The sequence below is a fragment of the Pseudomonas sp. LBUM1673 genome (assembly GCF_059695645.1).
In genome coordinates this window covers 4497900-4524825 of record NZ_CP166780.1, presented here as the reverse complement: position 1 = coordinate 4524825, position 26926 = coordinate 4497900, and the positions used below count along the sequence as shown (strand labels likewise).

Sequence of the window (26926 nt, the reverse complement as noted above, 5' to 3'; positions counted from 1 at the left end):
AATGGACGTGGTGCCTTGAGCCGGGCCAGGTTTTCAGCACGTGAACGTGTATGAACAGCCTCAGAGATTTAAACAGCGATGCGGTGCTGCGGTTCGGCCCCTACGCGTTCCACCCGCATCAACGGCTGATCCTGGAAGGTGATCGGCCACTGCGCATGGGCGGGCGGGCACTGGATATCCTCCAGGTGCTGGTCGAGCGCGCTGGCAACGTCGTCAGCAAGGACGAACTGATCGCCCACGTCTGGCCAACTTCGGTGGTCGAGGAAATCAACCTGCGCGTGCACATTGCCGCCCTGCGTCGGGCCCTCGGCGATGGCCAGAACGGACAGTGCTACATCGTTAATATTCCTCAGCGCGGTTATAGCTTCATCGCCCCAGTGCAGCGCGAGTTGGAAGGGACGCTGGTTTCGATTGAGACCGTTCAGAAGCACCAGCACAACCTGCCTGCGCGGCTCACGCCAGTGACCGGCCGAGATTCGGTCGTTGGCAGTGTGGTTCGGCAGTTACCGGTTCGCCGTTTCATGACCCTGGTCGGCCCCGCCGGCATTGGCAAGACCACGGTGGCCTTGCGCGTGGCCGAGCTGCTGTTGCAGCACTATCGCGATGGCGTCTGGATCGTTGATCTGGCGGCAATCGATGACCCGGCGCGGCTCGTCGATCATCTGAGTCACACCCTTGAGCTGGACGTTGGCGTGGATGCACTGGCGCAACGGCATGCATTGCTGGTGCTCGACAATTGCGAGCACCTGCTCGAACGTTGCCGATCGATGGTGGAGGGTCTATTGGTTTCGGCGCCACGGCTATCGATCCTGGCCACCAGCCGCGAACCGCTGCAGGTGGCGGGGGAAACAGTCCAGCGTTTGCCAGCCCTGACGGTGCCGCCGATGTCGGCGCTGCATTGTGTTACCGAGGCCATGGGCTATTCGGCGGTGCAGTTGTTTGTCAGCCGTGCCCGTGCCCGTCAACAAGGGTTTGCTCTGCGCGAACAGGACCTCAAGGCCGTGCGTGAAATCTGTCGGCGCCTCGACGGTTTGCCCCTGGCCATCGAACTGGCAGCGGCGCAGATCGATGCGCTGGCGCTGGTGGGGCTGCAAGCACAACTGGACAACTGTTTTCAGCTACTGACCCAAGGCCGGCGTACAGCCGTGCCACGGCATCAGACGCTCAAGGCCGCGCTGGACTGGAGCTATGAGCGGCTGAGCCTGCTGGAGCAAACCGTGCTGCAGCGTTTGGCGGTGTTCAAAATGGCTTTCACCCTGGACGCGGCCATTAGCGTGATCAGTTGTGCCGTGCTGCGGCCGACCAGCCTGGTGGAAGTGGTGGAGCGACTGGCGGTGAAATCACTGCTGTCGGTGGAGCAGGGCAGTGGCGTGGCGCGTTACCGCTTTCTCAACACCACCCGCGCTTACGCGCTGGAGAAGCTCGAACACAGTGGTGACTTGCGGGCCTTCGAAATGCGTTACGCCCGCTACATTAGCCGGGCACGCTGGGTTTCAGGCGGACCGCTGTCGTTGCAGCTCATCGAGCAGCTGACGGACGTTGGTTAAGTCTGGCGTGGCAAAGCCTTCGGTAAACCGGTTGTAGATCGGCGCCAGCAGGTCATGGGCTTGTTGGAAGTGGCCTTGACGCTGCCAAAGCCGGGCCAGTGACGTGGCAGTGCGCAGTTCCCAGGCCAGAGCACCCTGGGCTTTTGCCACCGCCAGCGCTTTGAGCAGAACGGTCTCGGCTGCGCTCTGGCAGTTTTCTGCAAGCAGAGCATCCGCTCTGGCCCGAAGGATTTCCGCCGTGCTCCAGCCCGCCGCACCGTTTTCGGCCCGTGCCAGCAAGGCGTCATCGACGAAGCCGGTATCCAGGGTGACCATGATTTCCTTGATCAGCCCGGCGCCGGGTTGCAGGTTCGAGTGTGCATCATAGCCATCGATCACCTGCGCATAGTGCCGGGCCCAGTTGTAGAACAGCAGCACCGAATGTTTTTGTGCTTGTTCGAGCAGCAGGCGCAAGAGTTCGCGGGCAGTTTGAGTGTCGCCGTTGTAGTGGGCGATCAGGCAACCGGACAGTGCCAGGGTGTAGCAGATGGACGTGCCGTGATTGATCTGGATCGCGATGTCCAGCGCCTGACGGGCGGTGCGCCAGGCTTTTTCGGGATGGCCCTGCAACCAGAGGATCCGCGCCAGGATGGTCAGGACGGCGACGCTCTGGTCGTACTGGACGCCAAAGCCGTGGGTGAAGCGATTGAGGTGTCCGCTCTGGGCCATGCGCTGAATGACCTGTTCAGCATTCTCCCGTGCCAGTTGCTGATCCCCGGCAAAGTGCAGGGCCAGCACCTGCAAACGGTGAGTACTCAGGGACACAATGGCATCGTCTTGCAAACCCAGCCGATCGAATTGCAGACTCTGTTCCAGGGCCGCTTGGTAGTTGCCGCAACTGAGATTGACCGCCATGTGCCCGGACACGGCTCTAAGCTGACCGGCCACGTCGTTGCAGCGTTCGGCCAGGGTTCTGGCGGTCACAAAGGCTTCGACGGTTTCGGCGGTGCCACCTTGGGTGTGGTAGCAGGAGCTGCCGAGGGCAAGCTTGAGGGCCATTTTCAGACGAGGGCAGGGCTCGGGCGTCGATTCGAGCAGTGCCAGGGCCTTGCGCACGTATACGCCGTGTTCCTTGAGCAGCGACAGTTCCTGCCAAAGTGGCGTCGAAGCCGCAGCCAGTCGGATCGCCAGTGACTTCGGCCCTTGAGCGTTCAAGCCCCAATCGAGGACCGAGCGAATGTCTTCCAGACTGCGGGCATAACGCTCGATCCAAACACCGCTCTGGATGTGCTCCCAGTCGTTCTGGGCCTGCTGCATCAAGGCCAGGCAGCGTTCGGCGTGGCGTTCCCGGGTGTCTGGCAGATCAGCTGCCTGGTCGAGTTTTTCCAGGGCATAGCTGCGGGTGGTGTCGAGCAGACGGTAGAACACCTCTTCGTCGCCCACCTCCACGTTCAGCAGTGACTTGGCCACCAGTTGCATGAAAGAGCCAAACACCTCGCGGGGTTCGATGTGTTCGCCGACAATCACGGCGGCCGCCGATTCCAGCGTGAAACCTCCCCTGAACACACCCAGTCGCTGCAGGCAGGTCTGTTCGCAGGCACTCAGCAGCTCGAAGCTCCAGTCGAGTGTTGCGCGCAGGGTCTGATGCCGGCCCAGCGTCGTCTGACAGCCCTGGGTGAGCAGACGAAAACTGCCTTGCAGTTGCGTCAGCAATCCACTCAGGCCAAGGCTGCTCACTTGCGCCGAGGCCAGTTCGATCGCTAAAGGAATGCCGTCCAGACGGCGGCAAATCTCGATCGCCAGAGGCAGCTCGTCATCCGTCAGTTCGAAACTGTCATGGCTGGCCATCGCCCGTTCGACGAACAATTGCAGAGCCGAAAAGGTCAAGGCTTGGGTGCGGTCCAGCACGGCGATCGGCGGTGGGCAGTCCAGAGACTCCAGGCGTTGAACGAATTCGCCTTCGGCCCGCAGGCTCTCGCGGCTGGTGGCCAGAATGTGCACATCGGGCGCGCCGCGAAGGATGCTTTCGCTGAGCAACGCAATGGCGTCGATCAGGTGTTCGCAGTTATCGATGACCAGCAGCATCTGCCGCTCGCGCAGGAAGGTCGCGAGACAGCTCATCGGTTCGGCGTCATGCAAGGACTGGTCGAGCAGCGTCGCCAGGTGGGTGGTGATCATCAAAGGGTCGTTGATCGGGGCCAGGTCCAGCAGGCGAATGCCGTCCCGGTAGCGACCGATCAGTTGTTCGGCGACGCGCAGCGCCACGGTGGTCTTGCCGATACCGCCAGGGCCGACGAGGGTGATGAAACGCTGGTGTGACAGCTGTGCCACAAGGCTGTCGACCAAAGCCTGGCGACCAATCATGCGAGTCCGACGAATGGGCAGGTTATGGTCGCTCGGCCCGTGCCCCCCGCTCGCGGGACATTGCTCGACGTGTTCCAGGGAGTACGGCGCGACAAAGCTGTAACCACGCTGGGCCACAGTGACGATGTAGCGCTGGCCGGCCTGACCGTCGCCGAGGGCTTTGCGCAGCGCCGCCATGTGCACTCGCAGGTTGATGTCTTCCACCACGCTTTTGGGCCACACCCGAGCGATCAGTTGCTGCTTGCTGACCACATTCCCGGCGTGCTCCAGCAGGACCAACAGAATGTCCATGGCGCGCCGACCCAGGCGCAGGGGCTGGTCGGCCTCCAGCACCAGACGTTGTCCGGGGTAGATCCGGTAAGGGCCGAAATGCACAGCCTGTTCGGGGGAAAGGGTCAACGGGTCACTCCTGCTTGCATCCGTCTATCACGCGGTATCCGAGCATGTTCCGCAGATTTTTTCGTCAGCGCAACGCGGTGGCCGAGCGACTATCCGGTGTGCGCATCGGCAGCAGCGTTTCCGGCACCGTTCGCAAGCTCCGTATTTGCTGGGCGCGGCGGTGGCAAAGGGGTGAGTCGGGTCTTTTGGCGCACCGTTGAAAATTAACAACGTTTAACTCGTCCTGCGTCCGGTCTACGCCCAAAAATCCAATACTTCAAGTCCATCAACCGAAGGCACCGGTCTTTGTGCTTCGTGCAGCAAAAAGGATGAACACTTCTGGGAGGATGCCGGAATGAGTAACGTGGTGGTGGTCTATCACAGTGGCTACGGGCACACCCGCGTCATGGCCGAAGCCGTGGCCCAAGGCGTGGAACGGCACCTGGGCAGTACCTGCCGGCTGATTCCGGTCGGGGAAGTGGACGAGCACTGGGACTGCTTGCACCGCGCCGACGCGATCATCTTCGGCGCCCCGACCTATATGGGCAGCGCCTCGGCGCCGTTCAAAGGCTTCATGGAGGCTACTGCGTCGTTCTACCTGGCCCAGCCCTGGCGCGACAAATTGGCCGCCGGGTTCACCAACTCCGGCTGCCTGTGTGGCGACAAGCTCAACACCTTGCTGCAGATGGCGGTGTTCGCCGCTCAGCACTCGATGATCTGGGTCGGCCTCGACCTGCTGCCGGCGCGCTCCAGCGCTGGCGTGTTCGATGGGCAATTGAATCGCCTGGGCAGTTCCCTGGGGGCCATGGCCCAGTCGAATGTCGAACAGTCTCCGGACCATGCGCCACCTCCCGAAGATCGCTACACCGCCGCGCACCTGGGCGAGCGGGTAGCGCGCCTGGCCGAACGAATGAGCCATCCATCGGTTTGATTCACCCAAACACCCCGACCCCTTAATTAAGGAGCAATCGCCATGAGCACATTCACCACCCGCGACGGTACCGAGATTTACTACAAGGACTGGGGCACCGGTCAGCCCATCGTCTTCAGCCACGGTTGGCCGTTGAATGCCGACAGCTGGGAATCGCAGATGATCTTCCTGGCATCCAAGGGCTACCGGGTCATCGCCCATGACCGCCGTGGTCACGGCCGCTCCAGTCAGCCCTGGTTCGGCAATGAAATGGACACCTACGCCGACGACCTCGCGCAGTTGATCGAGCTGCTGGATCTGCAAAACGCGGTGCTGTTCGGTTTCTCCACCGGCGGCGGCGAAGTGGCGCGCTACATCGGCCGACACGGCACCGGACGGGTCGCCAAGGCCGGACTGATTTCCGCGGTGCCGCCGCTGATGCTCAAGACCGAAGCCAATCCAGACGGCCTGCCAATGGAAGTGTTTGACGGTCTGCGTCAGGCGTCCCTGGCGGACCGTTCGCAGCTGTACAAAGACGTCGCCAGCGGGCCGTTCTTTGGTTTCAACAAGCCTGACGCCAAGCCTTCTCAGGGCATGATCGATTGGTTCTGGATGCAAGGCATGACCGCCGGTCACAAGAGTGCTTATGACTGCATCAAGGCGTTCTCCGAAACCGACTTCACCGAAGACCTGAAAAAGTTCGACGTGCCAACCCTGGTGGTGCATGGCGACGCTGACCAGATCGTACCGATCGAAGCCTCCGGCATCGCCTCGGCCAAACTGGTCAAGGGCTCGAAACTGCTCATCTACCCCGGCGCGCCCCATGGGCTGACTGATACTCACAAGGATCAGCTCAACGCCGACCTGCTGGCGTTCATCAAGGCCTGATTGGCGTCATCCCTGAAAGCCGAGCGGTCATGCCGCTCGGCGTTTTCATTGGGCGTGAATTTGAGTGGTATATGAGGGGGCGGCGAGTGCTGCGGTGGGCGAGGCGGATCGCACTGCCTGACAGCGCCAGGCGAAAGGCGTGATGCCTTCGCTGCGGGTGAAAATGTGGCAGAAGTGCGCCTGATCGCAGAAGCCGCATTCCAGACTGATTTGCGTCAGGGTCAGGTCGGTGTTCTGGATCAGTTGCTTGGCCCGGGCGATGCGCTGGCGACGAATCCAGTCCTGGGGTGACAGGCCAGTGCTGCACTTGAAGGTACGGGAGAAATGACTGCGGGACAGCGCGCAGGCCTGGGCCAGTTCGGTGACTTCCAGGGTTTCGCTGAGGCGGTCGAGGATCAATTGTTTGACCAGGCTTTCCCGCCAGGGAGTGAGGCCGCCAGTGGTGGTTTTTCGCGTTTGCGTGGCTGACGCGCGGGCGGCGTTATGCTGAACGTGGGCCATGACAAATGTCCGTGTCGGTGGGAATGCGCTGGCGCACTGCACGGTGGGTCAGCACCATCCCTTTTGGAAAAAACAGGTATGCGCAGAGGGCTTCATTCTTGGTCGCAGGGCTTTGGCTTGCGAGTTAAACGTTGTTAATTCCTCCTGTTAACGGCGAGCGAAAATCTGCGCCTACTCAGCACATTGCTACAATTACGAGCGGGCAGGGCAGGGCAACATCGGGGACCAAAGTGCCGAAGATCGAGTAAAGTCTGGCAGACGTGGCTGGCTGAAAACACAATGAGACTGTGCCTATGAACCGTAACGATCTGCGCCGCGTCGACATGAACCTGCTGGTGATTTTCGAGGCTCTGATGTTCGAAAAAAACCTGACCCGGGTCGCCGAAAAACTCTTCATGGGTCAGCCGGCCGTGAGCGCTGCGTTGGGGCGGTTGCGTGATTTGTTCGACGATCCATTGCTGCTGCGCAACGGTCGCAGCATGGAGCCGACGGCGCGGGCGCTGGCGATTCTCAAGGAACTGCAACCGGCGATGGACACCATCTCCGGGGCGGTCAGCCGGGCCAAGGAGTTTGATCCGGCTACCAGTTGTGATGTGTTTCGCATTGGTCTGTCGGACGACGCCGAGTTTGGCCTGTTTCCGCCGCTGTTGAGCCAACTGCAAAAGGAGGCGCCGGGGATCATTGTGGTGGTGCGCCGGGCCAATTACCTGCTGATGCCGGCGTTGCTGGCGTCCGGGGAGATTTCAGTAGGAGTCAGTTACACCACCGAACTGCCGGCCAATGCCAAGCGCAAGAAGCTGCGGGATATTGCCTGCAAAGTGCTGCGCGGTGACAACCGGCCTGGTGAGTTGACGCTGGATGAATACTGCCGGCGACCCCACGCTATGGTGTCGTTCTCCGGCGATCTGAGCGGCAATATCGACCTCGACCTGGCCAAGGTCGGTCGTACCCGGCGCGTGGTGTTGGGGGTTCCGCAATTCAGTGGTTTGCGGGCGTTGCTCGCCGGCACCGAAATGATCGCCACGGTTCCCGACTACGCCGCCTGCGCGCTGGTCGAAGGCTGTGCCTTGAGAGCCGAAGATCCGCCGTTTCCCATCGATGAGGCGCAGTTGTCGATGGCCTGGAGCGGGGTACATGATAATGATCCAGCGGAGCGATGGTTGCGGTCGCGGATTAGTCAGTTCATGTCTGAGCCTCTGAATATTCCGGCTTCGTAGGGGAAAAAAATCCTGGCCGCACCTTGAGAGTACGCTCGTAAAGAGAGCACATACGTTCAATTTTTCCCTCCCTCACACCGGCACTATCGAATCAAGTCCCGGCGCATCAACGCCGGTGGTTTTTCATTCGTGCTGGTTCGCCGGAGCCTTCCGTTATGCCTGATTCCAATCGCCCCGACCCTGCAACCACCCGCCCGGTTCGGGGCTTCGAAGAAGTCGTGACCCTGGTCGTCAAACACCGGGTCAAAGCCGGTTTTGAAGTGCCCTATGAAGCCTGGCTGCGGCGGATAGTCAGTATTGCCGGGCAGAGCGAGGGGCATTTGGGGGTGGATGTGATTCGCGGCAAGAACGCCGGCCTGGACATGTTCACCTGCGTGCTGCGTTTCTGCTCAACCGAGGCGATGCAGCGCTGGCTCGATTCGCCGCAACGGCTGGAGCTGATCAACGAAGCCGCGCCGATGCTGGCGGATGGGGACCAGACCGAGGTTAATCCGGTCAAGGAGTTCTGGTTCGCACCGCAGGACGATGCCGGTTCGCCACCGCCGCGCTGGAAGCAGTCCGTGGTGACGTTGCTGGTGATCCTGCCGCATACCTTGCTGGTGCCGCTGATCTGGGGCCCGCTGCTCGAGCTCAATGCCTTTCTGTCCAATTACGTGGTCGCCACTTTTCTGATCACCGTGACCATCGTGGTTTCGGTGGTGTACCTGTTCATGCCCTGGGCGACGCGCCTGTTCGCGCCGTGGCTGGAAGCCGGACAGCCTCATTCCACTCCACCTGAGGAAACGCGATGAACGCCGATCTGATTCTGTTCAATGGCCAATTTCATACCGTTGACCGTGAAAAACCCCTCGCCAGTGCGGTGGCGATCACCGACGGTCGCTTCGTTGCGGTTGGCACCGATGCCGAAGCCATGGCCCTGCGCGGTTCGGGCACCCAGGTCATTGACCTCAAGGGCCGCTGCGTGATCCCCGGGCTCAACGACTCGCACTTGCACCTGATTCGTGGCGGCTTGAACTACAACCTCGAACTGCGCTGGGAAGGCGTGCCGTCCCTGGCCGATGCCATGCGCATGCTCAAGGACCAGGCCGATCGCACGCCAACGCCGCAATGGGTGCGGGTGGTCGGTGGCTGGAACGAATTCCAGTTCGCGGAAAAGCGCATGCCGACCCTGGAAGAACTCAACCAGGCTGCGCCCAATACGCCAGTGTTCGTCTTGCATTTGTACGATCGCGCGTTGCTCAACCGCGCCGCATTGCGGGTTGCCGGCTACACCCGCAACACACCAAACCCGCCGGGTGGCGAAATTGTGCGCGACGCCAACGGCGATCCGACCGGCATGCTGGTGGCGCGTCCCAACGCGATGATTCTCTACTCGACCCTGGCCAAAGGGCCGAAGCTGCCGCTGGAGTATCAGATCAACTCGACCCGTCAGTTCATGCGCGAGCTCAACCGTCTCGGCCTGACCAGCGCTATCGACGCCGGCGGTGGTTTCCAGAATTATCCGGATGATTACCAAGTCATTGAGCAGTTGGCCAAGGACCAGCAACTGACGATTCGCATTGCTTATAACCTGTTCACCCAGAAGCCGAAGGAAGAGCTGACTGACTTCAAGAACTGGACCAGCAGCGTCACCCTGCACCAGGGCGACGATTACCTGCGACATAACGGGGCCGGTGAAATGCTGGTGTTCTCGGCGGCGGATTTCGAAGACTTCCTCGAACCGCGCCCGGACCTGCCGCAAACCATGGAAGACGAGCTGGAACCGGTGGTCCGCCACCTCGTCGAGCAGCGCTGGCCGTTTCGTTTGCACGCGACGTACAACGAATCCATCAGCCGCATGCTCGACGTGTTCGAGAAGGTCAATCGAGATATCCCGTTCAATGGCTTGCCGTGGTTTTTCGACCACGCCGAAACCATCACCCCGCAGAACATCGAGCGGGTGAGGGCGCTGGGCGGTGGCATTGCGATTCAGGATCGCATGGCGTTCCAGGGCGAGTACTTCGTCGAGCGTTACGGCGCCAAGGCGGCCGAAGCGACGCCGCCGATCAAGCGCATGCTGGCCGAAGGTGTACCGGTCGGCGCCGGCACCGACGCGACGCGGGTGTCCAGCTACAATCCATGGACTTCGCTGTACTGGATGGTCAGCGGCCGCACCGTCGGTGGCCTGGAACTGCACAGCGAAGGGCTGTCCCGCCAGACCGCACTGGAACTGTTCACCCACGGCAGCGCCTGGTTCTCCTCCGAACAGGGCAAGAAAGGCCAGATCAAGATCGGCCAACTGGCGGACGTCGTGGCTCTGACCGCAGACTTTTTCAGCGTCGAAGAAGAGGCCATCAAGTGGATCGAGTCGGTGCTGACCGTGGTTGGTGGCAAGGTGGTATACGCCGCCGGTGATTTCGAAAAACTCGGGCCTGCCAGTGTGCCGGTGCTGCCGGACTGGTCGCCGGTGGTCAAGGTGCCGGGTCACTGGCGTCCGACTTCGCCGATGCAGGCTCAGGTTCACCACTGCAGCGGGCCGTGCGCGGTGCATTCCCATAGCCATGAGCGGGCGCGCCTGTCGAATGCGCCGGTCAGCGATTTCGCCGGTTTCTGGGGCGCCTTTGGCTGCTCGTGTTTTGCCTTCTGACGATCAAAAAAAAGCGCCGGCCAAGCGTGCCGGCGTCATAAGCACCATCCAACTACCGAGGAGTTTCACATGAGCAACGTTCCGTACAAACGTCTGAACAAAGATGAAGCCGTTGTATTGCTGGTTGACCACCAGACCGGCTTGATCTCGCTGGTGCAGGATTTCTCGCCCAACGAATTCAAGAACAACGTGCTGGCCCTCGCGGACCTGGCCAAGTTCTTCAAACTGCCGACCATCCTCACCACCAGCTTCGAAAACGGTCCGAACGGCCCGATGGTACCTGAGTTGAAAGAGCTGTTCCCGGATGCGCCGTACATTCCGCGTCCAGGCCAGATCAACGCCTGGGACAACGAAGATTTCGTCAAAGCCGTGAAGGCCACCGGCCGCAAGCAGTTGATCATCGCCGGTGTGGTGACTGACGTATGCGTGACTTTCCCAACCTTGTCGGCCTTGGCTGAAGGTTTTGAAGTGTTCGTGGTCACTGACGCTTCGGGCACCTTCAACGAAACCGTGCAACAGGCTGCCTGGGCGCGCATGGCCGCGGCCGGTGCGCAGCTGGTGAACTGGTTCTCGGTGGCGTGCGAGCTGCAAGGCGACTGGCGCAACGACATGGAAGGCCTGGCGAACCTGCTGTCGCCGCGCATTCCGAACTATCGCAACCTGATGAACAGCTACTCGGCGCTGACGTCGAAGTAAGCCCATTCAGGCAGATGCTTCCCCTGTAGGAGCGAGCCTGCTCGCGATGGTCGTTAACGGTAACGCGCGTTTCCTGGATAAACGCGGCGTTCTGGAGGCCATCGCGAGCAGGCTCGCTCCTACGAGGGTCGTGTTTTACGCCTGACGATTCTGCAACCAACTGAGAAAGCCCCCTTTCTTGATTTGCACCGGTTTGGCCATCAACGCCAACCGGCTGTTCTGTTGCCGAACCGCCTGTAGCTTGTTCAACGCCCGACCCACCTCGACGCGTTGCTCCATGCATTCACGGGTCAGGGACTTGTCGATCCGGTAGATGATGCACGAGGTCAATGTCGTGAATGTCGCCTGGGACGGTGTGTCGGTGAGGATGCTCTGTTCACCCATCACCTCGCTCGGCCCCATGCGCCCGGCTTCGGTTTGCCCTGCGCCGTCAGGCACTGTCGCGCTGACCACACCCGTGGCGATGACCATAAGGCTGTCCGGCACTTCTCCCAATTCCAGCAGCACCTGGCCCGCCGCGTACTGCTGCGCAACCATCGATTGGGCCATCTGATCACGCTCGTCCTCGCCCAGGGAACGGAAGATTTTCACCTCATCCAGCAACGCACGCGCACGGGTTGTCGGTTCAATCACACCGTCGAGCTGCCGGGAAATACCCGCCGCTTCCAGGTGCCGATGGGCAAGGTCGAACAGTTGATTGCGCACTTCACTTTTTTTGCCCAGCTCGGCGATAAAACCGCTGGCCACGTATTCGGACATGGTTTCACCGGCCTCCTTGAGCAGCGCTTTAGGCGCCGGGGAAAGCAGCAGGCTGCTGCTGCCTTGCAAGGTGCGATCCAGTGCGTCCAGCACCCGACGCGGGCGGATGTGGTTGGGCACCTGAATGCTGATGGATACTCCGTGCATGTTGCTCGGCCGGCTCAGGTTGACGATCTTCGCCTTGGCCGCCACCGAATTCGGTACCACCGCGGTGCTGCCGGCGCTGGTGAGCAGGTGGGTGGCACGCCAGTCGATGTCCAGCACCTTGCCTTCGGTGCCGTCGATCATGATCCAGTCATCCACCTGATAGGGTTTGGTGGTGTTGAGCACGATGCCGGAAAACACGTCGCTCAACGTGCTCTGCAACGCCAGACCGACGACGATCGCCACGACCCCGGAGGTCGCCAGTAGGCCTTTGACTGGCAGCTCCAGCACATAGCCGGCCGCGGCGACGATCGCGATCAAAAACACCAGCGCGCCAATGACATCCTGCAGCAACCGCCCACTGTGGCCAATGCGTCGCATCAGCACCAGACCGATGACTTCGGTGAGCACCCGCGCGGCGTACAGCCACCAGAGAACCCCCAGGGCCGTTGCCCCCAGTTGCGCAACGCGGTCGTCGGCAAACACCGGAGCCTGCAATGGGCTGACGCCGGTATTGATGATGATCGCACTGAAGATCAGGAACAGACCCAGACGCAGCCCGACCCGGGTGACGCGATGCTTGAACGGCGCGAGATGCCAGAGCAGCGCATCGATCACCAGCAGCAGGGCACTCCACGACAAGGGATGACCGTAGACAATGGACATGGGGAACTCCGGGCGAAAAAAGGAAGGGGCGGGTAGCGCGCCCGGTCCCTTGAATCAAGGCTTGGCAGCACCGTGAACACAGATTAATAGGGTGCCGAAACGGGAAAAAGCGGCTATAAAGTGTTTGACTGTCAACCAGGTCGTGACAATGAACCCGTTTGAAGATATGCGTATTTTTTGCCAGGTCATGGACTCCGGCAGTTTCACCGCGGCGGCCGATCAGTTGGGGCTGTCCAAGCAATTCGTCAGCCGACGCTTGATGCAACTGGAAGAGCGCCTCGGTGTGCGGCTGCTCAATCGCTCGACCCGGCGGCTGGACGCCACGCCCCTGGGGCAGAGTTATTACGAGTCGGCCTTGCGCCTGCTCAGCGAAGTCGAGCAAGTGGAGCAGGGCATCGCCGGCCAGACCAGCGAGCCTCGCGGCACCATTCGCTTGAGCGCGCCGCTGTCGTTCGCGATGGCGCACTTGGGTGGCCTGCTGCCGGTGTTTTTGCAGCGCTATCGCGACGTCACGGTGGAAGTGGACTTGAGTGATCGTCCGGTGGACTTGCTCAATGAGGGCTACGACCTGGCATTGCGCATCGGCGTGCTGGAAGACTCGACGCTGATCGCCCGACGCCTCGCCTCCATCCAGCGGGTGTACTGCGCCAGCCCGGCCTACCTGGCCGAGCGCGGTACGCCGGTCAACCCTGAAGACTTGCACAGTCATGACTGTCTGCCTTACGGCCACGGTCGTCAGGTGCAATGGCGTTTCGAAGGGCAGGGCAAACCATTGACCGTGAACGTCACCGGAAGGATGCGGGTCAACAACGGTGAATTGCTCAAGGACGCGGCCATCGCCGGCATGGGCATTACTTATTTGCCGACCTTCATTCTCGGTTCGGCCTTGAAGGACGGGCGGCTGGTGCCGGTGCTGGACAACTTGCGCCCTGAGCCGTTGACATTATCGGCGGTCTATCCGCAGCATCGTCAGGGTTCGCGACCGGTGCAGGCGCTGATCGAGTTCTTGCGTGAACGGCTGGCCGAGGGCGGGCTTTAACTACAGCAGCGCCCATCAGCACAAATTTTCCAGATTCGCACATCCATACAATCCCTCTGTTCCAACGAAGCCGAAAATAACGCCTCTCAAACGTATCTGGAGAAGTGTTATGGCAACCGCAAAAGCAGCACCAGGCAAAGGCCTGATTGATCCAGGCAACCACGCTCTGATTCTGATCGACTTTCAGTCACAGATGGCATTTGCGACTAAATCTATCGACGCTGTCTCACTCCGTAATAACGCTGCACTGATCTCGAAAGCAGCGAAGGAGTTTGGCGTTCCTTCCATTCTTACCACCGTCGCCGAAAAAAGTTTTTCGGGCCCCATGTTTGAAGAGATTACCTCAGTCTTCGCCGGCCAGGAGCTGATTGACCGGACCAGCATGAATACCTGGGAGGACGAGCGTATAGCCGTCGCCGTGAATAAGATCGGTCGCAGCAGAATCGTTCTTGCCGGTCTCTGGACCTCGGTCTGCATTGTTGGACCCGCGATCTCGGCTCTTGACCAAGGGTTTGAGGTATACGTCATTTGCGATGCGTGTGGCGACGTTTCAGATGAGGCTCATGAGCGCGCTATCGAGCGTATGATTCAAGCAGGTGCGCGTCCAATGACCTCGCTTCAATACCTCCTGGAACTGCAGCGTGACTGGGCTCGCGGCGACACCTACAACGAGACGGTGAAAACCTCTATCGCTCACGGTGGTGCTTATGGTCTTGGTTTGATTTATGCCAAAACCATGTTTAACGCATCGGAAGGTCACTGATCTGTATGGCGCCTCTTCCCTGATGGGGGATGAGGCGCATTCCTTGAGAGGAAGCAATGGAACATGTCCACATCTTATGTGAATACGACGACTGCACCGGATGTGGCGCTGTGTTGGCTACGAATCACAGGTGTACTGATGCTGTTGCTGGTGCACGGATTGCCTAAGCTTTTCAATTTTGAGCACGAACTGGGGTTGATCGAAGACCCGTTTGGCATGGGGGCTCGGCTGACCTTGTCTCTGGCAATTTTCTCGGAAGTGTTTTGTCCGATATTCATCGCGTTGGGACTTCTGACGCGCCTTGCGACACTGCCTATTCTATTTTTACTGGTTGTATCGGTTATCTGGGTTCATCCCGAGTGGAGCCTGGCCGAGGGCCAGTTCGCCTGGCTGCTGCTGATCATCTACTCGACGATTCTTGTTGGAGGATCTGGAAGATTGGCATTGAGTACGAGTCTGTCGCATCGCTGGCCACTCCTGAGCAAACTGTAGGGATAAAAAGGTGACTAATGAGCAGGCACCGACAACTTCGGCCTGGCAACCGCTTCGCCATGGACTGTTTCGCAGTCTGTGGCTCGCCAGCATTGCATCCAGCATAGGGACGTGGATGCATGAAGTCGGTGCTGGCTGGCTGATGACCTCCTTGTCGGCCAGTCCTTTTATGGTGTCTCTGGTACAAGTAGCTGGTGCCGCTCCTATGTTCCTTCTAGCGCTACCCGCTGGCGCGCTGGCCGACATCATCGACAAACGACGTTACCTGTTGGCTGTCCAGTCAGGAATGGCCGTCATTGCACTTGCGCTCGCCTTGATCACCTTTGCGGACCTGATGAGCGCTACGCTTTTACTCCTGTTTACACTGGCCATGGGGATCGGAACAGCGCTGACCATGCCAGCATGGTCAGCGCTGACACCCGAGTTGGTTCCAGCCAGCGATCTGCCCGCCGCGATATCGCTTAGCAGCGTGGGGATCAACGTTGCTCGAGCACTCGGACCGGCCATCGCTGGCATCATCATCAGCCTGGTAGGGCCATGGGCGACATTTGCCGTCAATGCCCTGTCCTTCCTTGGCATTATCGTGGTGCTCGCCTTGTGGCATCGTACGCCACAACAGACCGTATTGCCGGCAGAACGCCTGTTTGGCGCTATACGTGTGGGTTGGCGCTATGCCCGTAGTTCACGGCACCTGCAGCGAGTTCTGGTGCGCGCCCTCGCTTTCTTTCTGGGCGCAAGCGCCGGTATGTCCTTGCTTCCACTGATCGTGCGAAGTGAGCTGAAGGGCAGCGCTGAGCAATTTGGGATCTTGCTCGGTTGTGTCGGGATCGGGGCAGTCGCGGGCGCAATGTTTCTGCCCGGAATTCGTCGTCATATTGCTGTCAATCTGCTGGTGGCATCGGCCAGCCTTATCTATGCGGCAGTATTGCTGGCTTTGGCATGGATTCAAGATTTCTATCTGCTTATCCCTGTGATGCTCATCAGTGGTGCTGCCTGGATCGCGGTATTGTCCAGCCTTCAGGTGTCTGCGCAAACATCGGTACCTGCATGGGTAAGGGCCAGGGCGTTGGCGGTCTACATTCTGACTTTTTTTGGCAGCATGGCCATGGGCGGTGTGATATGGGGGCTGATCGCCAGCTGGCTTTCGATCCCGATATCGCTGAGTTTTGCCGCCGTAATCATGGTGGTGGGAGTGGAGTTGGGCTGGTGGGTCAAACTGCCTGCGCTGAGCGCAGAAGACCTGGCCCCTTCGCTGCATTGGCCTCAACCGTTGATTAATGTCGACGTTGATGGTGAACGTGGGCCAGTCATGATCACGGTCGAGTATGAGATTGACACGGCGGATGCCGATGCCTTCAAAGAGGCCATGGAAGAGGTGCGCAGAATGCGGCAGCGCAATGGTTCTTTTTCCTGGCAATTGATGCAGGACACCGAAAATCCGCAACTGTGGATTGAGCTGTTTTTTGACGAGTCCTGGCACGATCATCTACGCCATCACAGTAGAGTCACTCGCGCAGAGTTGAAAATCGAATCAGCCGCTCGGCGCTTTCATATCGCTGGAAAGCCTGTACGTATTCGGCACCTGCTCAAAGGCTGACGGGTTAGTCTCACTCAGTTGCAATAGATTCTTGAGTGCTACTCATGCATTTTTGAATAGTCTCGAAGCAACGAAATCCAGTGAATGCGGGCGTTTCACCTCCGTTGCCGTTAATACCCCAGCACAATTGTCGTATGGATCAAGGCGCAGGCTCCAGGCATAGTGTTCTGTCGGAGTGTAGTGGTCTAATGAAACCGGACACCCATTTAGGTGAGAATGCTCGCCAGATCGAGGTGTCAAATGACCAAACAACGCCGTTCCTTTTCTGCTGAATTCAAACGCGAGGCTGCCGACCTCGTACTCAAGCAAAACTACAGCTACATCGAAGCCAGCCGTTCACTCGGCGTCGGCGAGTCGGCCCTGCGCCGCTGGGTTGATCAGGTTCAGGAGGAGCGCCAAGGCGTCACTCCGCAGAGCAAAGCGCTGACCCCGGAACAGCAGAAAATCCAGGAGCTGGAAGTCCGGATCGCCCGCCTTGAACGGGAAAAATCGATATTAAAAAAGGCTACCGCGCTCTTGATGTCGGAAGATCACGAGCGTACGCGCTGATCAATCAGCTGAGCGTCCATGAGCCGGTTGATTGGCTGTGCAAGGTGTTTGAAGTCACCCGTTCGTGCTACTACGCCCAGCACCTTAGGCGCCGAACGCCTGATGTCGAACGGCTTCGGTTGCGCAGCCGGGTGAGCGAGCTGTTCTCGCAAAGTCGCAGTGCTGCGGGCAGCCGCAGCATCCTGTCGCTGATGCGTGACGACGGTGAGCAGCTCGGTCGATTCAAAGTGCGCAGCCTGATGCGCGAGCTTGACCTCGTCAGTAAACAGCCCGGATCACATGCCTATAAACGAGCGACGGTTGAACGGTTGGATATCCCGAACATCTTGAATCGGGAGTTCGATGTTCCGGCACCCAACCAGGTGTGGTGCGGCGACATCACCTACATCTGGGCCCAGGGGAAATGGCATTACCTGGCGGTCGTGCTGGATCTTTGCATGCGCCGGGTGGTGGGCTGGGCGTTGTCGGAAAGCCGGACGCCGATCTGGTTATCAAGGCGCTGGATATGGCTTACGAGCAACGAGGAAGACCTCAGGGCCCGCTGTTTCACTCGGATCAAGGGTCGCAGTATGCGAGTCGTTTATTTCGCCAGCGGCTGTGGCGTTATCGCATGCGCCAGAGCATGAGTCGCCGGGGGAATTGCTGGGACAACGCGCCAATGGAGCGCGTGTTCCGCAGCTTGAAAACGGAATGGATACCGACCACGGGTTACAGAACGGCTCAAGAAGCCCAGCGCGATATCAGCCACTTCTTGATGCATCGGTACAACTGGGTTCGACCCCATCAATTCAACGGTGGGCTGGCGCCAGCTCGGGCCGAAGAAAAACTTAACGTCGTGTCCGGGATTAGTTGACCACTACATTGAAGGGAATGGCGTTCAAGCAGCCATTCGGTGAAGGAATTGAGTGCTGCCGAGAATTTAGCTGCCGTTGAGGTTGGATTTTTGGCGTACTTTAAAAAATACTCGATCTCAGGTCTCATCTTCGGTGCTAGCCGGAGGAAGTGCTCCACATGATCCTCAAGTGTAAAAGGCCATGATTGGTCGTGCTCCAGACGTAGGACGTTCGTCGACCTTATAGCCTTACGGGATGACTCCCGTTGTAGGCGACGCAATTCAATGACATCCGTTGCATGCTCGATCTTATCAGCATACTTCCCTAAGACGGATGCGAGGTCTCCATTAATCGCCATTGCTATAGCGCGCGAAGGCTTGAAGCGTTGCAGATTGGTAGCGACGTCCCTACCCCAAACACATTTGCAGTGGCACGCGACCTCTATTTATTCAGTTACCCAATTTAGCTCATGACTTAGGCCCGCCACGGTGGAAGAGCCCCTTCGAAAAGTGAAAAGGCTCGATGCAGGAAACTGTTGAAGCGAGCGGCATCACGCCGCAGCCCTGCCTGTTGACCACCAATCAGGCACAGATGGGCCACCTGACCAATCACTTCTGCTTCGCCTGGCATATGGACCAAGCGGCGGCACGTCCGTATCGCGAAGTCCAGTCGTCTTGTGTCAACACGATGCTGAAACTCGCCTACCAACGGATCGTGCAGCGACCAGGCTCGGATGGAAACTTCCCGCCCAGGTTGTTTCTCAGCGGCAATACTCAAGTAGCGTTTCAAGGTTTCGCCCGCGCTACGACCCTGCGCCGCATAAGCGAGCATGCGCTCCGTGTAGTCTTCTTCCCAAGCGGCCAGCAAGGTGCGGACAAAGTCTTCGCGATTGCGGAAATGGTGATAGAACGATCCGCGGGTCACATTCAATCGGCGCGATAGACTCTCGGCCGAAACGCCAATATGCCCTATTTGGTCGAGGGCCTCAAAACCAGCCGCGATCCAATGGTTACGAGTTAGTTTTCTCACCAGTTATTTCGCTCCATATTTAGCGCCATACAGACTGTGTATGGTGCGCAACCGATTGATACGCTGCGAACACCAGCAAAGATGGCCGTTGCGTTTTGCACGCCAGCACTTTTCATGGAGCTCGCCTTGAAGAAAATCGTTCTGGTTGCTTTCGACCAATTCACTGATATCGACCTATTCCTGATGTGGGACATTTTAGGCCGCAACACTGAGGACTGGCACGTCCGAATATTGGGTTCTAGCTCTATCGTGCGATCGGCGCACGGCCTGCCTGTTTCGGTGCACGGTCCGCTTTCCGAGGCCAATAGTGCCGACGCGGTATTGTTCGTCAGCGGCAAGGAAGGGATACCCGCTGCACTTGCCGCCCCAGATTTCCTGCCGTCGTTTGAACTTGACTCCAGACGCCAGCGAATCGGCTCCATATGCGCCGGAGCTTTCATACTCGAACGGCTTGGGCTGCTCAGCGGCCAAGCAACTACACACCCGGATGCACGATCGAGCTTGCAAGCTCTGGGACTTGAGCCCATGGACCAGCCTCTTGTATGCCAGGGGAACGTTGCAACCGCTGGCGGATGCCTTTCGGCGCTCTATCTGGTGGGATGGTTGGTTGAATCCTGGTTCGATGTCGACAAGCGCCGTGCGACGTTGCTCCCTGTTCTGCCAGCTGGGCAGCAAGAGCTCTATGATGCCTTGATCGGGCTCAGTATCCGACAAGGAGAAGTTGGCGCCTCAACAACATCCAGTTAATCCATGCTCGCTCAGCGAGGCTCTGGACCTCATCAAGGCGTGGACATTGGTTATCCGGACGGCATCGCAACGACCCATGCGAGCTCCGCTCCTGGTGCGCTACTGCGCCTGGAACCTGGAGTTGCCGTGACCTCCACACTTGAATACGTACCTGTTAGCCTAAGTAGGCACGCCGCAATATGGAAAAAGAGCCGCTTGTACAGCGAGATTCCTCCACTATGCAGATACCTCGTGTGCTTGGGAATGAGCAGTGAGCGCGGTTGTCCCTGTCCGGCTTGAAAGTCGGTAACCGTCACTTCTAAGCTAGACAAGCACTTACAGGGCGACAAGGAGCGTTATACGACAAACCATCGCAACAAGAAACGCGACATGGCATGTCGTCTAATTAGTAGTTAGAACTCAGGAGAGATCCCCGATGCCCCGAGAATTTGAGCTCATTATGTCCGTGCCAGTCCCCTCGAGGTCCGGCATCACCCACCTTTATAAGTCGATGCACCTAGCGGACGCTTTTGCGATTCGGCTCCCTGCGGGCACATCTAGCAATCCAGATTTGCTAGCTCGATTCATCCTTTCCCACCAGCCATCCTGGATCGGATGGCTCATGAAAGTCCGAGACACTATCGTTGCCTGTTTTGGTCTCAAGACAGCCAAATATTTGGCATCACTTGCTAATCGGATTGGAGTCTTCAAGGTCTACAGCACGAACCAGACTGAAATCGTGTTGGGAGAGGACGACAAGCACCTCGACTTCCGGATATCGATCCTATGTTCTGGAGAGGCAGAGCCAGAAGGCAGTCGCCAACTCGTTTTTTCAACCGTGGTCCAGTGCCACAACCGTCTAGGCCGGGCCTACATCTTCGTTATTGCCCCATTTCACCGCTTGGTTGTTAAGGCCAGCCTCCTCCGTGCAGCGCGCGTCGGTTGGCCTCTGGCTACCTGCCCCTAAGGCTGAGAGCGCTGTGTGCCCCCCTGAGGTCTAACCCTTCCATCGAAAGGCTGTTCTGGCAAGCCTGGCCAAGTCTCTCATGTCAAACGTTAGGCCTCTAAGATTCATTATTCCAACAAGTCTCTGATGGACTGATGCGACACGTAATGACATTTATACCTCTTCTAGGAAAACTCCCCATGATCACCACCACTACCCACACCATCGAAGGCCGGCAAATCACCGCTTACCTGGACATCGTCAGCGCTGAGTCGGTGCAGGGCGTTAACGTGATTCGCGACTTGTTCGCCGGGATGCGGGATTTTTTCGGTGGGCGTTCTCAGACATTGGAGCGGGCGTTGAAGGATGCGCGGATTCAGGCGACCGACGAGATCAAGGAGCGGGCGCGGGCGCTTCAGGCGGATGCGGTGGTGGGGCTTGATTATGAGATCAGCATGCCGGCCGGCAAGGGCGGGATGGTGGTGGTGTTTGTGACCGGGACGGCGGTCAAGCTGAGGTAGTCAGGGAAGGGGCTTGAGGCAAGCGCTGGCCATTCGTCGGGCATGTAACGATCGGAATCACAAGTCTGGGAATGACCAACTAGTCTCAAAATCCTGGGTGGTCGATATTTCTCAGGCAAATAGGGCTTGCCGGTATCGACCCGCTTGAGAGGAGCGAAGATATGACTGAGCCGTATATCGAAGACGACGGGGCAGAGTTTCCGATCAATAATTGCGTGCAGTGTGGTCAGACGGACTATGTGCCGAGCTTCGGTGAAGACCGTATCAAAATCAACAAAATCAAATCGGCAGTGCCTCGAACTCGAGGGCCTAAATCAAAATTCATGCCCAAGCTGGGGGCGCCTTCCAGGAAGTAAACAGTTAGCCGTATGAACCCCGCCATCGAGCGGGGTTACTTGTTTTTGAAGGGTAGAAAGCGGGCTCGGTGGCAATAACGAAAAATGTCCTACAACTTTTCGAGTGTTGGTGGTTTTTTCACAAACTTTTCACACCGGCCTACGTAGGCTCAGCTCATCCGTTAGAAAGCAGTACCCTGGCCCGTCTCCCCAGCGGGCTTTTTTTTGCCTGTCATAAAACCTTTTGCATAAACGCTGTCCAACCGTCGCCAATGGCGAGGTTGTTCCGGTTTTGTGTCTGGACTTTGCCTCCTCTAAAGCATTCAATCTCCGGCCTTTCCGTACCCCTTTTTTTTGAGGTTCTTGTGATGCGTTTAACACTGCCTGCTCTGGTTCTGGGCCTTTTGGTTGCTCAAGGTGCGATGGCTGCCGGTGACGGCACGGCTGCGCTCGGTGGTGGTTTGGGTGGTGCGTTGGGTAATGTGGTCGGCCAGAAAATGGGCGGCAGCACCGGTGCCGCGATTGGTGCTGGCGCAGCCGGCAGCGCTGTTGCCGCACGTAAAGGCAGCCGCACCAAAGCGGCCATTGGCGGCGGTGTCGGCGCGGCGGGCGGTTCGGTGATCGGCAACAGCCTGGGCGGCAAGACAGGTTCCACTATCGGCGCAGGCTTGGGCGGTGCATTGGGCGGCGGTGTGGGCAGCAATCTGTCCAAAGGCCACAAGCGCCACTGATCCTGATCCGCTGAAAAGGCCCGGCTTGATGCCTAATGCTGTTCACTTAAGCATTTGAGTCCTAGCTGGGCTTATCCGAAAATCCGATGCCAGACCTCTGGCATCGGATTTTTTATGTCTGTTCAACAGGACCTGCTCGACCTCGGCGACCTTTTCAACTTCTGCGACCTGAGCACCTTTACCCAAAACATCCCCATTGAGTGGGTAGCCTCTGCGCTGGATCTTTCCAGTCAGGCCACCATTCGCCGACGTCGCTTGCCTGCTGACCAAGTGCTTTGGCTGGTGCTCGGCATGGCGCTGTTTCGTGACGAACCCGTTCACGAGGTGGCCAGACGCTTGAACATTTGCGCCCAAGGTCTGGCCTCCGACCACCTGTTGGCCCGTAGCGGTGTAACCGAAGCTCGAAAGCGGCTCGGCGCCGATCCCGTTGAGTGGTTGTTCCGCAAGACGGGTACCCAATGGGGGGGCAGAGCGCTATAGCGGTGACGCCTGGCACGACCTGCAGGTGTTCGCGGTAGACGGTGCGCTCTTGCGCACTGCGGATACGCCCGAGCTTCGGGATCACTTCGGCTCGGGAAATACTTCGACCGACCGCCAGACACCGTTTCCCATGATGCGGCTGGTGGCGTTGATGGATGTACGCTCGCACTTGATCCTGGATGCTCAATTGAGCCCTTACCGACGCAGTGAAATGCGCTTGGCCGACGAGTTTTTGCAGCAGGTCCCCGACCACTCGGTGACGTTATTCGACAAGGGGTTCTGGGGGGCTAAAATGCTGTCGAGCCTGAGCAACGCCGGGACCAACCGTCATTGGTTGATCCCGGCCAAAAAAGGCATGGTCTGTGAGGAAGCGACCCGTTACGGCCAACACGACCGTTTGGTGCGCATGAAAGTCTCGCCGCAGGCCAGGAAGCGAAACCCGGCTCTTCCAACACACTGGGAGGCACGCGAAGTCAGCTATGAAATCCAAGGCAAGCTAAAGACCGTCATGACGTCGTTGCCGGCCAACACCTACGACACCAAGGCCGTTGCCAAGCTTTATCAGGAGCGTTGGGAAATTGAATTGGGCTTCAGGGACATCAAGAGCTCGATGCAACAGAACGCGATGACCTTGCGTAGCAAAAAAGTCGATCTGATCTATCAGGAGGTATGGGGGCTTTTGCTGGCATACAACGTGATTCGTCGAGAAGCCAGTCAGGCGGCGGTGGCGTTTGGCCGAGCACCGTCGGACATCCGTTTCAAACCGGCCTGCCAGTACATTGCCGTGCAATTGATCGTGATGGCAGCAGCCAATCCGGTTTCAGCGACAGGAAGGCGTTTAGCAGAGTTAAGGGCAGGTATCGGAGGATTGTTTCTGGATCACCGCCCAAGGCCTTCGAGGCCAAGGACAGTGAAAATCTCAAAAACCCGGTTTCCAGTGGACCGTAAGGCTGCTCCGCTTAAGTGAACAGCATTACGGCTTGATGCCGGGCTTTTTCGTTTTGGAACGATTCTCCCGCGTGTGGCTCAAATCTCGTACAGTCGGTATCTGGTTTTCTGGCCAGGCTGAGGCTTATCCGCGGCACGTTCTTCCCCCGATGCGGAAATTAGAGGTTCATATCATGCGTTTGACATTGTCCACGGTGGTTTTGGGACTTTTGGTTGCTCAGGGTGCAATGGCGGCCGGCGACGGCACCGCTGCAGTGGGCGGTGGTCTTGGCGGTGCGCTGGGTAACGTGGTCGGTGGGCAGCTGGGCGGCAGCACGGGGGCAGCGGTGGGTGCTGGCGTCGGCGGTGCGGCAGGCAGCGCGGTCGGTGCGCGCAAGGGCAGTCGGACAGAAGCGGCCATTGGCGGCGGTGTCGGCGCGGCGGGCGGCTCGGTGATCGGCAACAGCCTGGGCGGCTCCACCGGTTCAACCATTGGTGCCGGCGTGGGCGGTGCAGCCGGTGGCGCGGTGGGCAGCAACCTGGGTAATGACAGCGGCAGCTCACATTCCGGTGGCGGCAAACACAAACACAAGCATAAAAATAAGTACAAGCATCGCTAACTCGATATCGAGTGACAGTAGAAACCCGGCCCAGCGCCGGGTTTTTCGTTTCTGTCGGTAGGGCTCTGGAACGTTTGGGTGTAGGACGTTTCGAACGTCATACACCCCTGAACGTTGTGAGGCATGCCATGACTCCAGAAACCGAAGACAAGGAAGAAGAAGGCCCGATCAACGATCCTGGCAACGAAGATCCGGGGTCTCTGATGGACGACGCCACGGTGCCGCTCAACGATGCCGATGACGCAGGCGACGTGGGCAATTGCGAGTACGACGAATACGACGAGGAAGACGACGAGTGATTTTGCGGTCGTGCCGACCGATCGTCCCTCTAATCGAACCGCGTCTATCGTGTTGCCCTCGAAAGGTCAGGATCTGCTTTTCAGGTCCATTGAGAGGTGCGTTATGAACGCTGATCCGAAAGACTCCGATATCGACGATACCCCCGAGTATCCGCTGCCTTCACCCACCAACCCCCTGAGTCGCGATCAGCGCCCACCCGACGATGACGACACGGGTGTTGAGCAGGTGCCCTCCGATGATGTGAAGCGCGGTGATGTGGAAGCCGACCCCGAAGACCCGGACATTGCCGGGGATGACGCCTCGGGCGAACCGAGCTGAAACCTGGGCAGCGATGCAGCGCCGTTTGTCGATTGCGCGGCACCTTTAAAAAGCGATCGCTGCCAGAGATCAGGTAAAGCACTCTTTTATAGGAGGTGCGCCATGATCAGATCAAAATTGACGGCGCTAACGATGGTCGGCCTATTGTCGATCAGTTCATTGGTGGCGTTTGCCCAATCTACTGGCCGCGATGCGCCGGTCGACAAGGGCGGGATGCCGCCCTACTCGGAAATGAATGCAGGTACTTCTGGTGGGAAGGCGCCGCCACCGGACACCATTGGTGGTGGGAATGGCGGCGATGCCAACGGGAGTAGTAGCCGCCCGGGGGAGGGAAGTGGGTCGATGAGCGGTGGAAGTTCGATGGGGAGTGGTTCTGGAAGTGGGTCTGGAGAGTCAGGTGATTTTGAGATAGATGAGACCGGTGGTGGAGCGGAAGGTGGAGGTAAAGCCGGTGGTTCTGGCGGCTAAGTCAGATTTTTTACTGTAGAGCTGAGCCCAGCGTCGAGCTGGGCTTCGATATTTTTCACAGGAAATCCAGGTTTCCTGACCTCTTTTCTCGACTCGTTACTCCTCTGCAATATCTGACTCAATCCAGCGCATAAAGAAGTCTCTCTGAACCTGCGGATCGTTCGTAAGATCGTTTTCTTCATAGTCAAAGATATTTACCAGGTCACTCCTTGATGCATATTTACCTAATGTGAGTTCATATGCTTTTACCCCAAGCGACATCTGCGAGGACATGCTGGAGGGGTGTACGTTTATTTTTGCTCCTTTGCACAAGAAAGTTACATTGCTATGGTCTTGCCTAATATGGCCCAAGCAAATGTAGAAATTATCACCTGCGTATGATTTTCGATATCCATTTTTCATGACGAAAGTAATGGTTACGTTTTCTGAATTACAGAGAAGCTCAGCGGATTGACGCTCGTAATTTTTGATTATCGTAATTTCTACGCTGCCCAAGTCCTATTTCCTGTTCAGATTAAAAAATGTGTGGTCTGGTGGGCGGTCATTAGTATTGTTGGGTGTGGCGCCGAGAAATTTTTTCTGTTGGTTTTTGTTTTGGGTTGCTTTTTTGTACTCTGTTAGACTTGTTTTTTGAGTGGGCTAAATATGTAGTGTCTCTTTAGGTTGGATCTGGATTCTTGCTGGGTTAGTTGTCTCGTATGAAAATGGTTTATCCATTGGTTGTAAAAATTTACTTGTTCGGAAATGTCATTGGTAATGTTTTTGTCCTCAAAATCAAAAATGTGAACAATATTGTCACGCGATGCTGTTTCTCCCAGTGTCATCTCATAAGCAACAGCTCCGTTGCTCATCTGGGAGCACATTCGTGAAGGGAATACATTAAGTTTTGCTCCTTTGCAAAGAAATTTTATTTCAGGGAAGTCTCGTCGGATTTGTGCCAGGCATAAATACAGGTCATGGTCGGTGTAGGTTTTTCTGAATCCATTTTTCATTGTGAATGTCAGTGAGCTGAAATGCTCTTCAAGGGTTGCAGTTTCAATGGTATGCCCGAGTTGTAGTTTTATGTGATGTTTCATTATGTTTGCTCTAGTTGTCAGATTTATTAGGTGTGATCGACTGTATGGCTGAATGTTCTATGTTGTCGGTTGTTTTACTAGGTGTTATCTTCAGGTTTTTTTGGCGTTGTAGTAATCAATGACTCGATCCAGTTTTTATAGAAGGTTTTTTGCTCCTCAATATCGCTAGTGATATTTTTGTCTTCGTAGTCGAAAATTCGTACGATGTCCTCTTCTTCGCTAGGTTTTCCAAGTTTAAGTTCGTATGCGACTAAGCCGCTAGACATCTGGGAGGACATTCGTGAAGGATGAACATTTAACTTGGCTCCTTTGCACAGAAATTTTATCTCAGGGTAGTCGGCTCTTAACATGCCAAAGCATACGTAAAGGTCATAGGCGGTATAAACTTTTTTTAAACCATTTTGCATCGTGAATGTGAGTGTTGGTTTCTTTCTGTCGCATTCGATTGTGGCCGTTTCTACGATCCCATGATTATTTATTAGTATTTCTATTTTGTTCATG

At 57.7% G+C, this 26926-nt stretch carries 27 protein-coding genes and 2 pseudogenes; 22 read left to right on the top strand and 7 right to left on the bottom strand.

All coding sequences use genetic code 11. The features are described from left to right. The first annotated feature begins 50 nt into the window (after positions 1 to 50). A complete protein-coding gene (locus ACA044_RS20845) occupies positions 51 to 1547 on the top strand; it encodes an ATP-binding protein (protein ID WP_497443068.1) in 1497 nt (498 codons plus the stop codon). On the opposite strand, the gene ACA044_RS20840 is transcribed toward ACA044_RS20845, so the two are convergent. After that, positions 1494 to 4289, bottom strand: a complete 2796-nt coding sequence (locus ACA044_RS20840) for an ATP-binding protein (RefSeq protein WP_497443067.1) — start codon at positions 4287 to 4289, stop codon at positions 1494 to 1496. The two genes, ACA044_RS20845 and ACA044_RS20840, sit on opposite strands and share 54 nt — an antisense overlap. Positions 4290 to 4623: 334 nt before the next feature. Between ACA044_RS20840 and ACA044_RS20835 the strand changes: the two genes are divergently transcribed. Together ACA044_RS20835 and ACA044_RS20830 are read left to right on the top strand one after the other, a co-directional pair. Further along, complete coding sequence (locus ACA044_RS20835; RefSeq protein WP_076030310.1) at positions 4624 to 5199, top strand: flavodoxin family protein; 576 nt, start codon at positions 4624 to 4626, stop codon at positions 5197 to 5199. A gap of 42 nt (positions 5200 to 5241) precedes the next feature. Beyond that, on the top strand, positions 5242 to 6066 hold the full coding sequence (locus ACA044_RS20830; protein ID WP_497443066.1) for an alpha/beta fold hydrolase: 825 nt from the start codon (positions 5242 to 5244) through the stop codon (positions 6064 to 6066). A 45-nt stretch (positions 6067 to 6111) separates the two neighbouring features. Here the strand turns inward: ACA044_RS20830 and ACA044_RS20825 are convergent, their stop codons facing one another. Next, a complete protein-coding gene (locus ACA044_RS20825; protein WP_497443065.1) occupies positions 6112 to 6567 on the bottom strand; it encodes a helix-turn-helix domain-containing protein in 456 nt (151 codons plus the stop codon). Positions 6568 to 6860: 293 nt separating this feature from the next. On the opposite strand from ACA044_RS20825, the gene ACA044_RS20820 reads away from it, so the two are divergent. The 4 genes from ACA044_RS20820 (at position 6861) to ycaC (ending at position 11106) form a co-directional block, all read left to right on the top strand. Then, complete coding sequence (locus ACA044_RS20820) at positions 6861 to 7784, top strand: LysR family transcriptional regulator (protein WP_497443064.1); 924 nt, start codon at positions 6861 to 6863, stop codon at positions 7782 to 7784. A 155-nt stretch (positions 7785 to 7939) separates the two neighbouring features. Continuing rightward, positions 7940 to 8575: an antibiotic biosynthesis monooxygenase gene (locus ACA044_RS20815; RefSeq protein ID WP_497443063.1), complete on the top strand. Its 636-nt coding sequence runs from the start codon at positions 7940 to 7942 to the stop codon at positions 8573 to 8575. Then, positions 8572 to 10410, top strand: coding sequence for an amidohydrolase (locus tag ACA044_RS20810; protein ID WP_497443062.1), 1839 nt, complete (start codon positions 8572 to 8574; stop codon positions 10408 to 10410). The genes ACA044_RS20815 and ACA044_RS20810 overlap by 4 nt, the downstream gene beginning before the upstream one ends. Before the next feature lie 69 nt (positions 10411 to 10479). Next, positions 10480 to 11106: an isochorismate family cysteine hydrolase YcaC gene (gene ycaC / locus ACA044_RS20805; RefSeq protein WP_497443061.1), complete on the top strand. Its 627-nt coding sequence runs from the start codon at positions 10480 to 10482 to the stop codon at positions 11104 to 11106. 135 nt (positions 11107 to 11241) lie between these two features. Here the strand turns inward: ycaC and ACA044_RS20800 are convergent, their stop codons facing one another. Further along, positions 11242 to 12675, bottom strand: coding sequence for a mechanosensitive ion channel domain-containing protein (locus ACA044_RS20800; protein WP_497443060.1), 1434 nt, complete (start codon positions 12673 to 12675; stop codon positions 11242 to 11244). A gap of 148 nt (positions 12676 to 12823) precedes the next feature. Between ACA044_RS20800 and ACA044_RS20795 the strand changes: the two genes are divergently transcribed. From ACA044_RS20795 to ACA044_RS20775, 5 genes and pseudogenes are all read left to right on the top strand, one after another. Further along, entirely contained in the window at positions 12824 to 13714 is an 891-nt protein-coding gene (locus tag ACA044_RS20795; RefSeq protein WP_497443059.1) for a LysR family transcriptional regulator, read from the top strand. Between the two features lie 109 nt (positions 13715 to 13823). Beyond that, the gene (locus ACA044_RS20790; RefSeq protein ID WP_076030320.1) at positions 13824 to 14477 is read left to right on the top strand and encodes a hydrolase; all 654 of its coding nucleotides are present in this window, start codon (positions 13824 to 13826) and stop codon (positions 14475 to 14477) included. Between the two features lie 63 nt (positions 14478 to 14540). Beyond that, positions 14541 to 14969 carry a DoxX family protein gene (locus ACA044_RS20785; RefSeq protein ID WP_497443058.1) on the top strand — a complete coding sequence of 143 codons (429 nt, stop codon included), beginning with the start codon at positions 14541 to 14543 and terminating at the stop codon, positions 14967 to 14969. A gap of 10 nt (positions 14970 to 14979) precedes the next feature. Then, positions 14980 to 16566: an MFS transporter gene (locus tag ACA044_RS20780; protein WP_497443057.1), complete on the top strand. Its 1587-nt coding sequence runs from the start codon at positions 14980 to 14982 to the stop codon at positions 16564 to 16566. A 240-nt stretch (positions 16567 to 16806) separates the two neighbouring features. Continuing rightward, positions 16807 to 17968 (top strand): annotated as a pseudogene (locus tag ACA044_RS20775) (IS3 family transposase). 454 nt (positions 17969 to 18422) lie between these two features. On the opposite strand, the gene ACA044_RS20770 reads toward ACA044_RS20775, so the two are convergent. Further along, positions 18423 to 18977, bottom strand: a complete 555-nt coding sequence (locus ACA044_RS20770) for a TetR/AcrR family transcriptional regulator (protein WP_497443056.1) — start codon at positions 18975 to 18977, stop codon at positions 18423 to 18425. Positions 18978 to 19103: 126 nt separating this feature from the next. On the opposite strand from ACA044_RS20770, the gene ACA044_RS20765 reads away from it, so the two are divergent. The 10 genes and pseudogenes from ACA044_RS20765 to ACA044_RS20720 all read left to right on the top strand — a co-directional run bounded on the left by ACA044_RS20765 (position 19104) and on the right by ACA044_RS20720 (position 25349). Then, complete coding sequence (locus tag ACA044_RS20765; protein WP_149629619.1) at positions 19104 to 19724, top strand: DJ-1/PfpI family protein; 621 nt, start codon at positions 19104 to 19106, stop codon at positions 19722 to 19724. A 415-nt stretch (positions 19725 to 20139) separates the two neighbouring features. Continuing rightward, complete coding sequence (locus tag ACA044_RS20760; RefSeq protein ID WP_497443055.1) at positions 20140 to 20670, top strand: DUF2867 domain-containing protein; 531 nt, start codon at positions 20140 to 20142, stop codon at positions 20668 to 20670. A gap of 179 nt (positions 20671 to 20849) precedes the next feature. Beyond that, positions 20850 to 21170 carry a YbjQ family protein gene (locus tag ACA044_RS20755; protein WP_007902143.1) on the top strand — a complete coding sequence of 107 codons (321 nt, stop codon included), beginning with the start codon at positions 20850 to 20852 and terminating at the stop codon, positions 21168 to 21170. Positions 21171 to 21331: 161 nt separating this feature from the next. Next, positions 21332 to 21526 (top strand): hypothetical protein, encoded by a 195-nt coding sequence (locus ACA044_RS20750; RefSeq protein WP_223487598.1) that lies wholly within the window; start codon positions 21332 to 21334, stop codon positions 21524 to 21526. A 347-nt stretch (positions 21527 to 21873) separates the two neighbouring features. After that, positions 21874 to 22236 carry a bacteriocin gene (locus ACA044_RS20745; protein ID WP_497443054.1) on the top strand — a complete coding sequence of 121 codons (363 nt, stop codon included), beginning with the start codon at positions 21874 to 21876 and terminating at the stop codon, positions 22234 to 22236. 114 nt (positions 22237 to 22350) lie between these two features. Next, positions 22351 to 23683, top strand: a pseudogene (locus tag ACA044_RS20740) (IS4 family transposase). A gap of 154 nt (positions 23684 to 23837) precedes the next feature. Continuing rightward, positions 23838 to 24263: a glycine zipper domain-containing protein gene (locus tag ACA044_RS20735; RefSeq protein ID WP_497443053.1), complete on the top strand. Its 426-nt coding sequence runs from the start codon at positions 23838 to 23840 to the stop codon at positions 24261 to 24263. A 128-nt stretch (positions 24264 to 24391) separates the two neighbouring features. Continuing rightward, positions 24392 to 24562, top strand: coding sequence for a hypothetical protein (locus tag ACA044_RS20730; protein WP_497443052.1), 171 nt, complete (start codon positions 24392 to 24394; stop codon positions 24560 to 24562). 103 nt (positions 24563 to 24665) lie between these two features. Then, positions 24666 to 24881, top strand: coding sequence for a hypothetical protein (locus ACA044_RS20725; protein WP_497443051.1), 216 nt, complete (start codon positions 24666 to 24668; stop codon positions 24879 to 24881). Positions 24882 to 24983: 102 nt separating this feature from the next. After that, complete coding sequence (locus ACA044_RS20720) at positions 24984 to 25349, top strand: hypothetical protein (RefSeq protein ID WP_497443050.1); 366 nt, start codon at positions 24984 to 24986, stop codon at positions 25347 to 25349. Between the two features lie 96 nt (positions 25350 to 25445). On the opposite strand, the gene ACA044_RS20715 is transcribed toward ACA044_RS20720, so the two are convergent. From ACA044_RS20715 to ACA044_RS20705, 3 genes are all read right to left on the bottom strand, one after another. Continuing rightward, on the bottom strand, positions 25446 to 25844 hold the full coding sequence (locus tag ACA044_RS20715; protein ID WP_497443049.1) for a hypothetical protein: 399 nt from the start codon (positions 25842 to 25844) through the stop codon (positions 25446 to 25448). 122 nt (positions 25845 to 25966) lie between these two features. After that, positions 25967 to 26425 (bottom strand): hypothetical protein, encoded by a 459-nt coding sequence (locus ACA044_RS20710; RefSeq protein WP_497443048.1) that lies wholly within the window; start codon positions 26423 to 26425, stop codon positions 25967 to 25969. Positions 26426 to 26502: 77 nt separating this feature from the next. Beyond that, on the bottom strand, positions 26503 to 26925 hold the full coding sequence (locus ACA044_RS20705) for a hypothetical protein (protein WP_497443047.1): 423 nt from the start codon (positions 26923 to 26925) through the stop codon (positions 26503 to 26505). Position 26926: the final 1 nt, after the last annotated feature.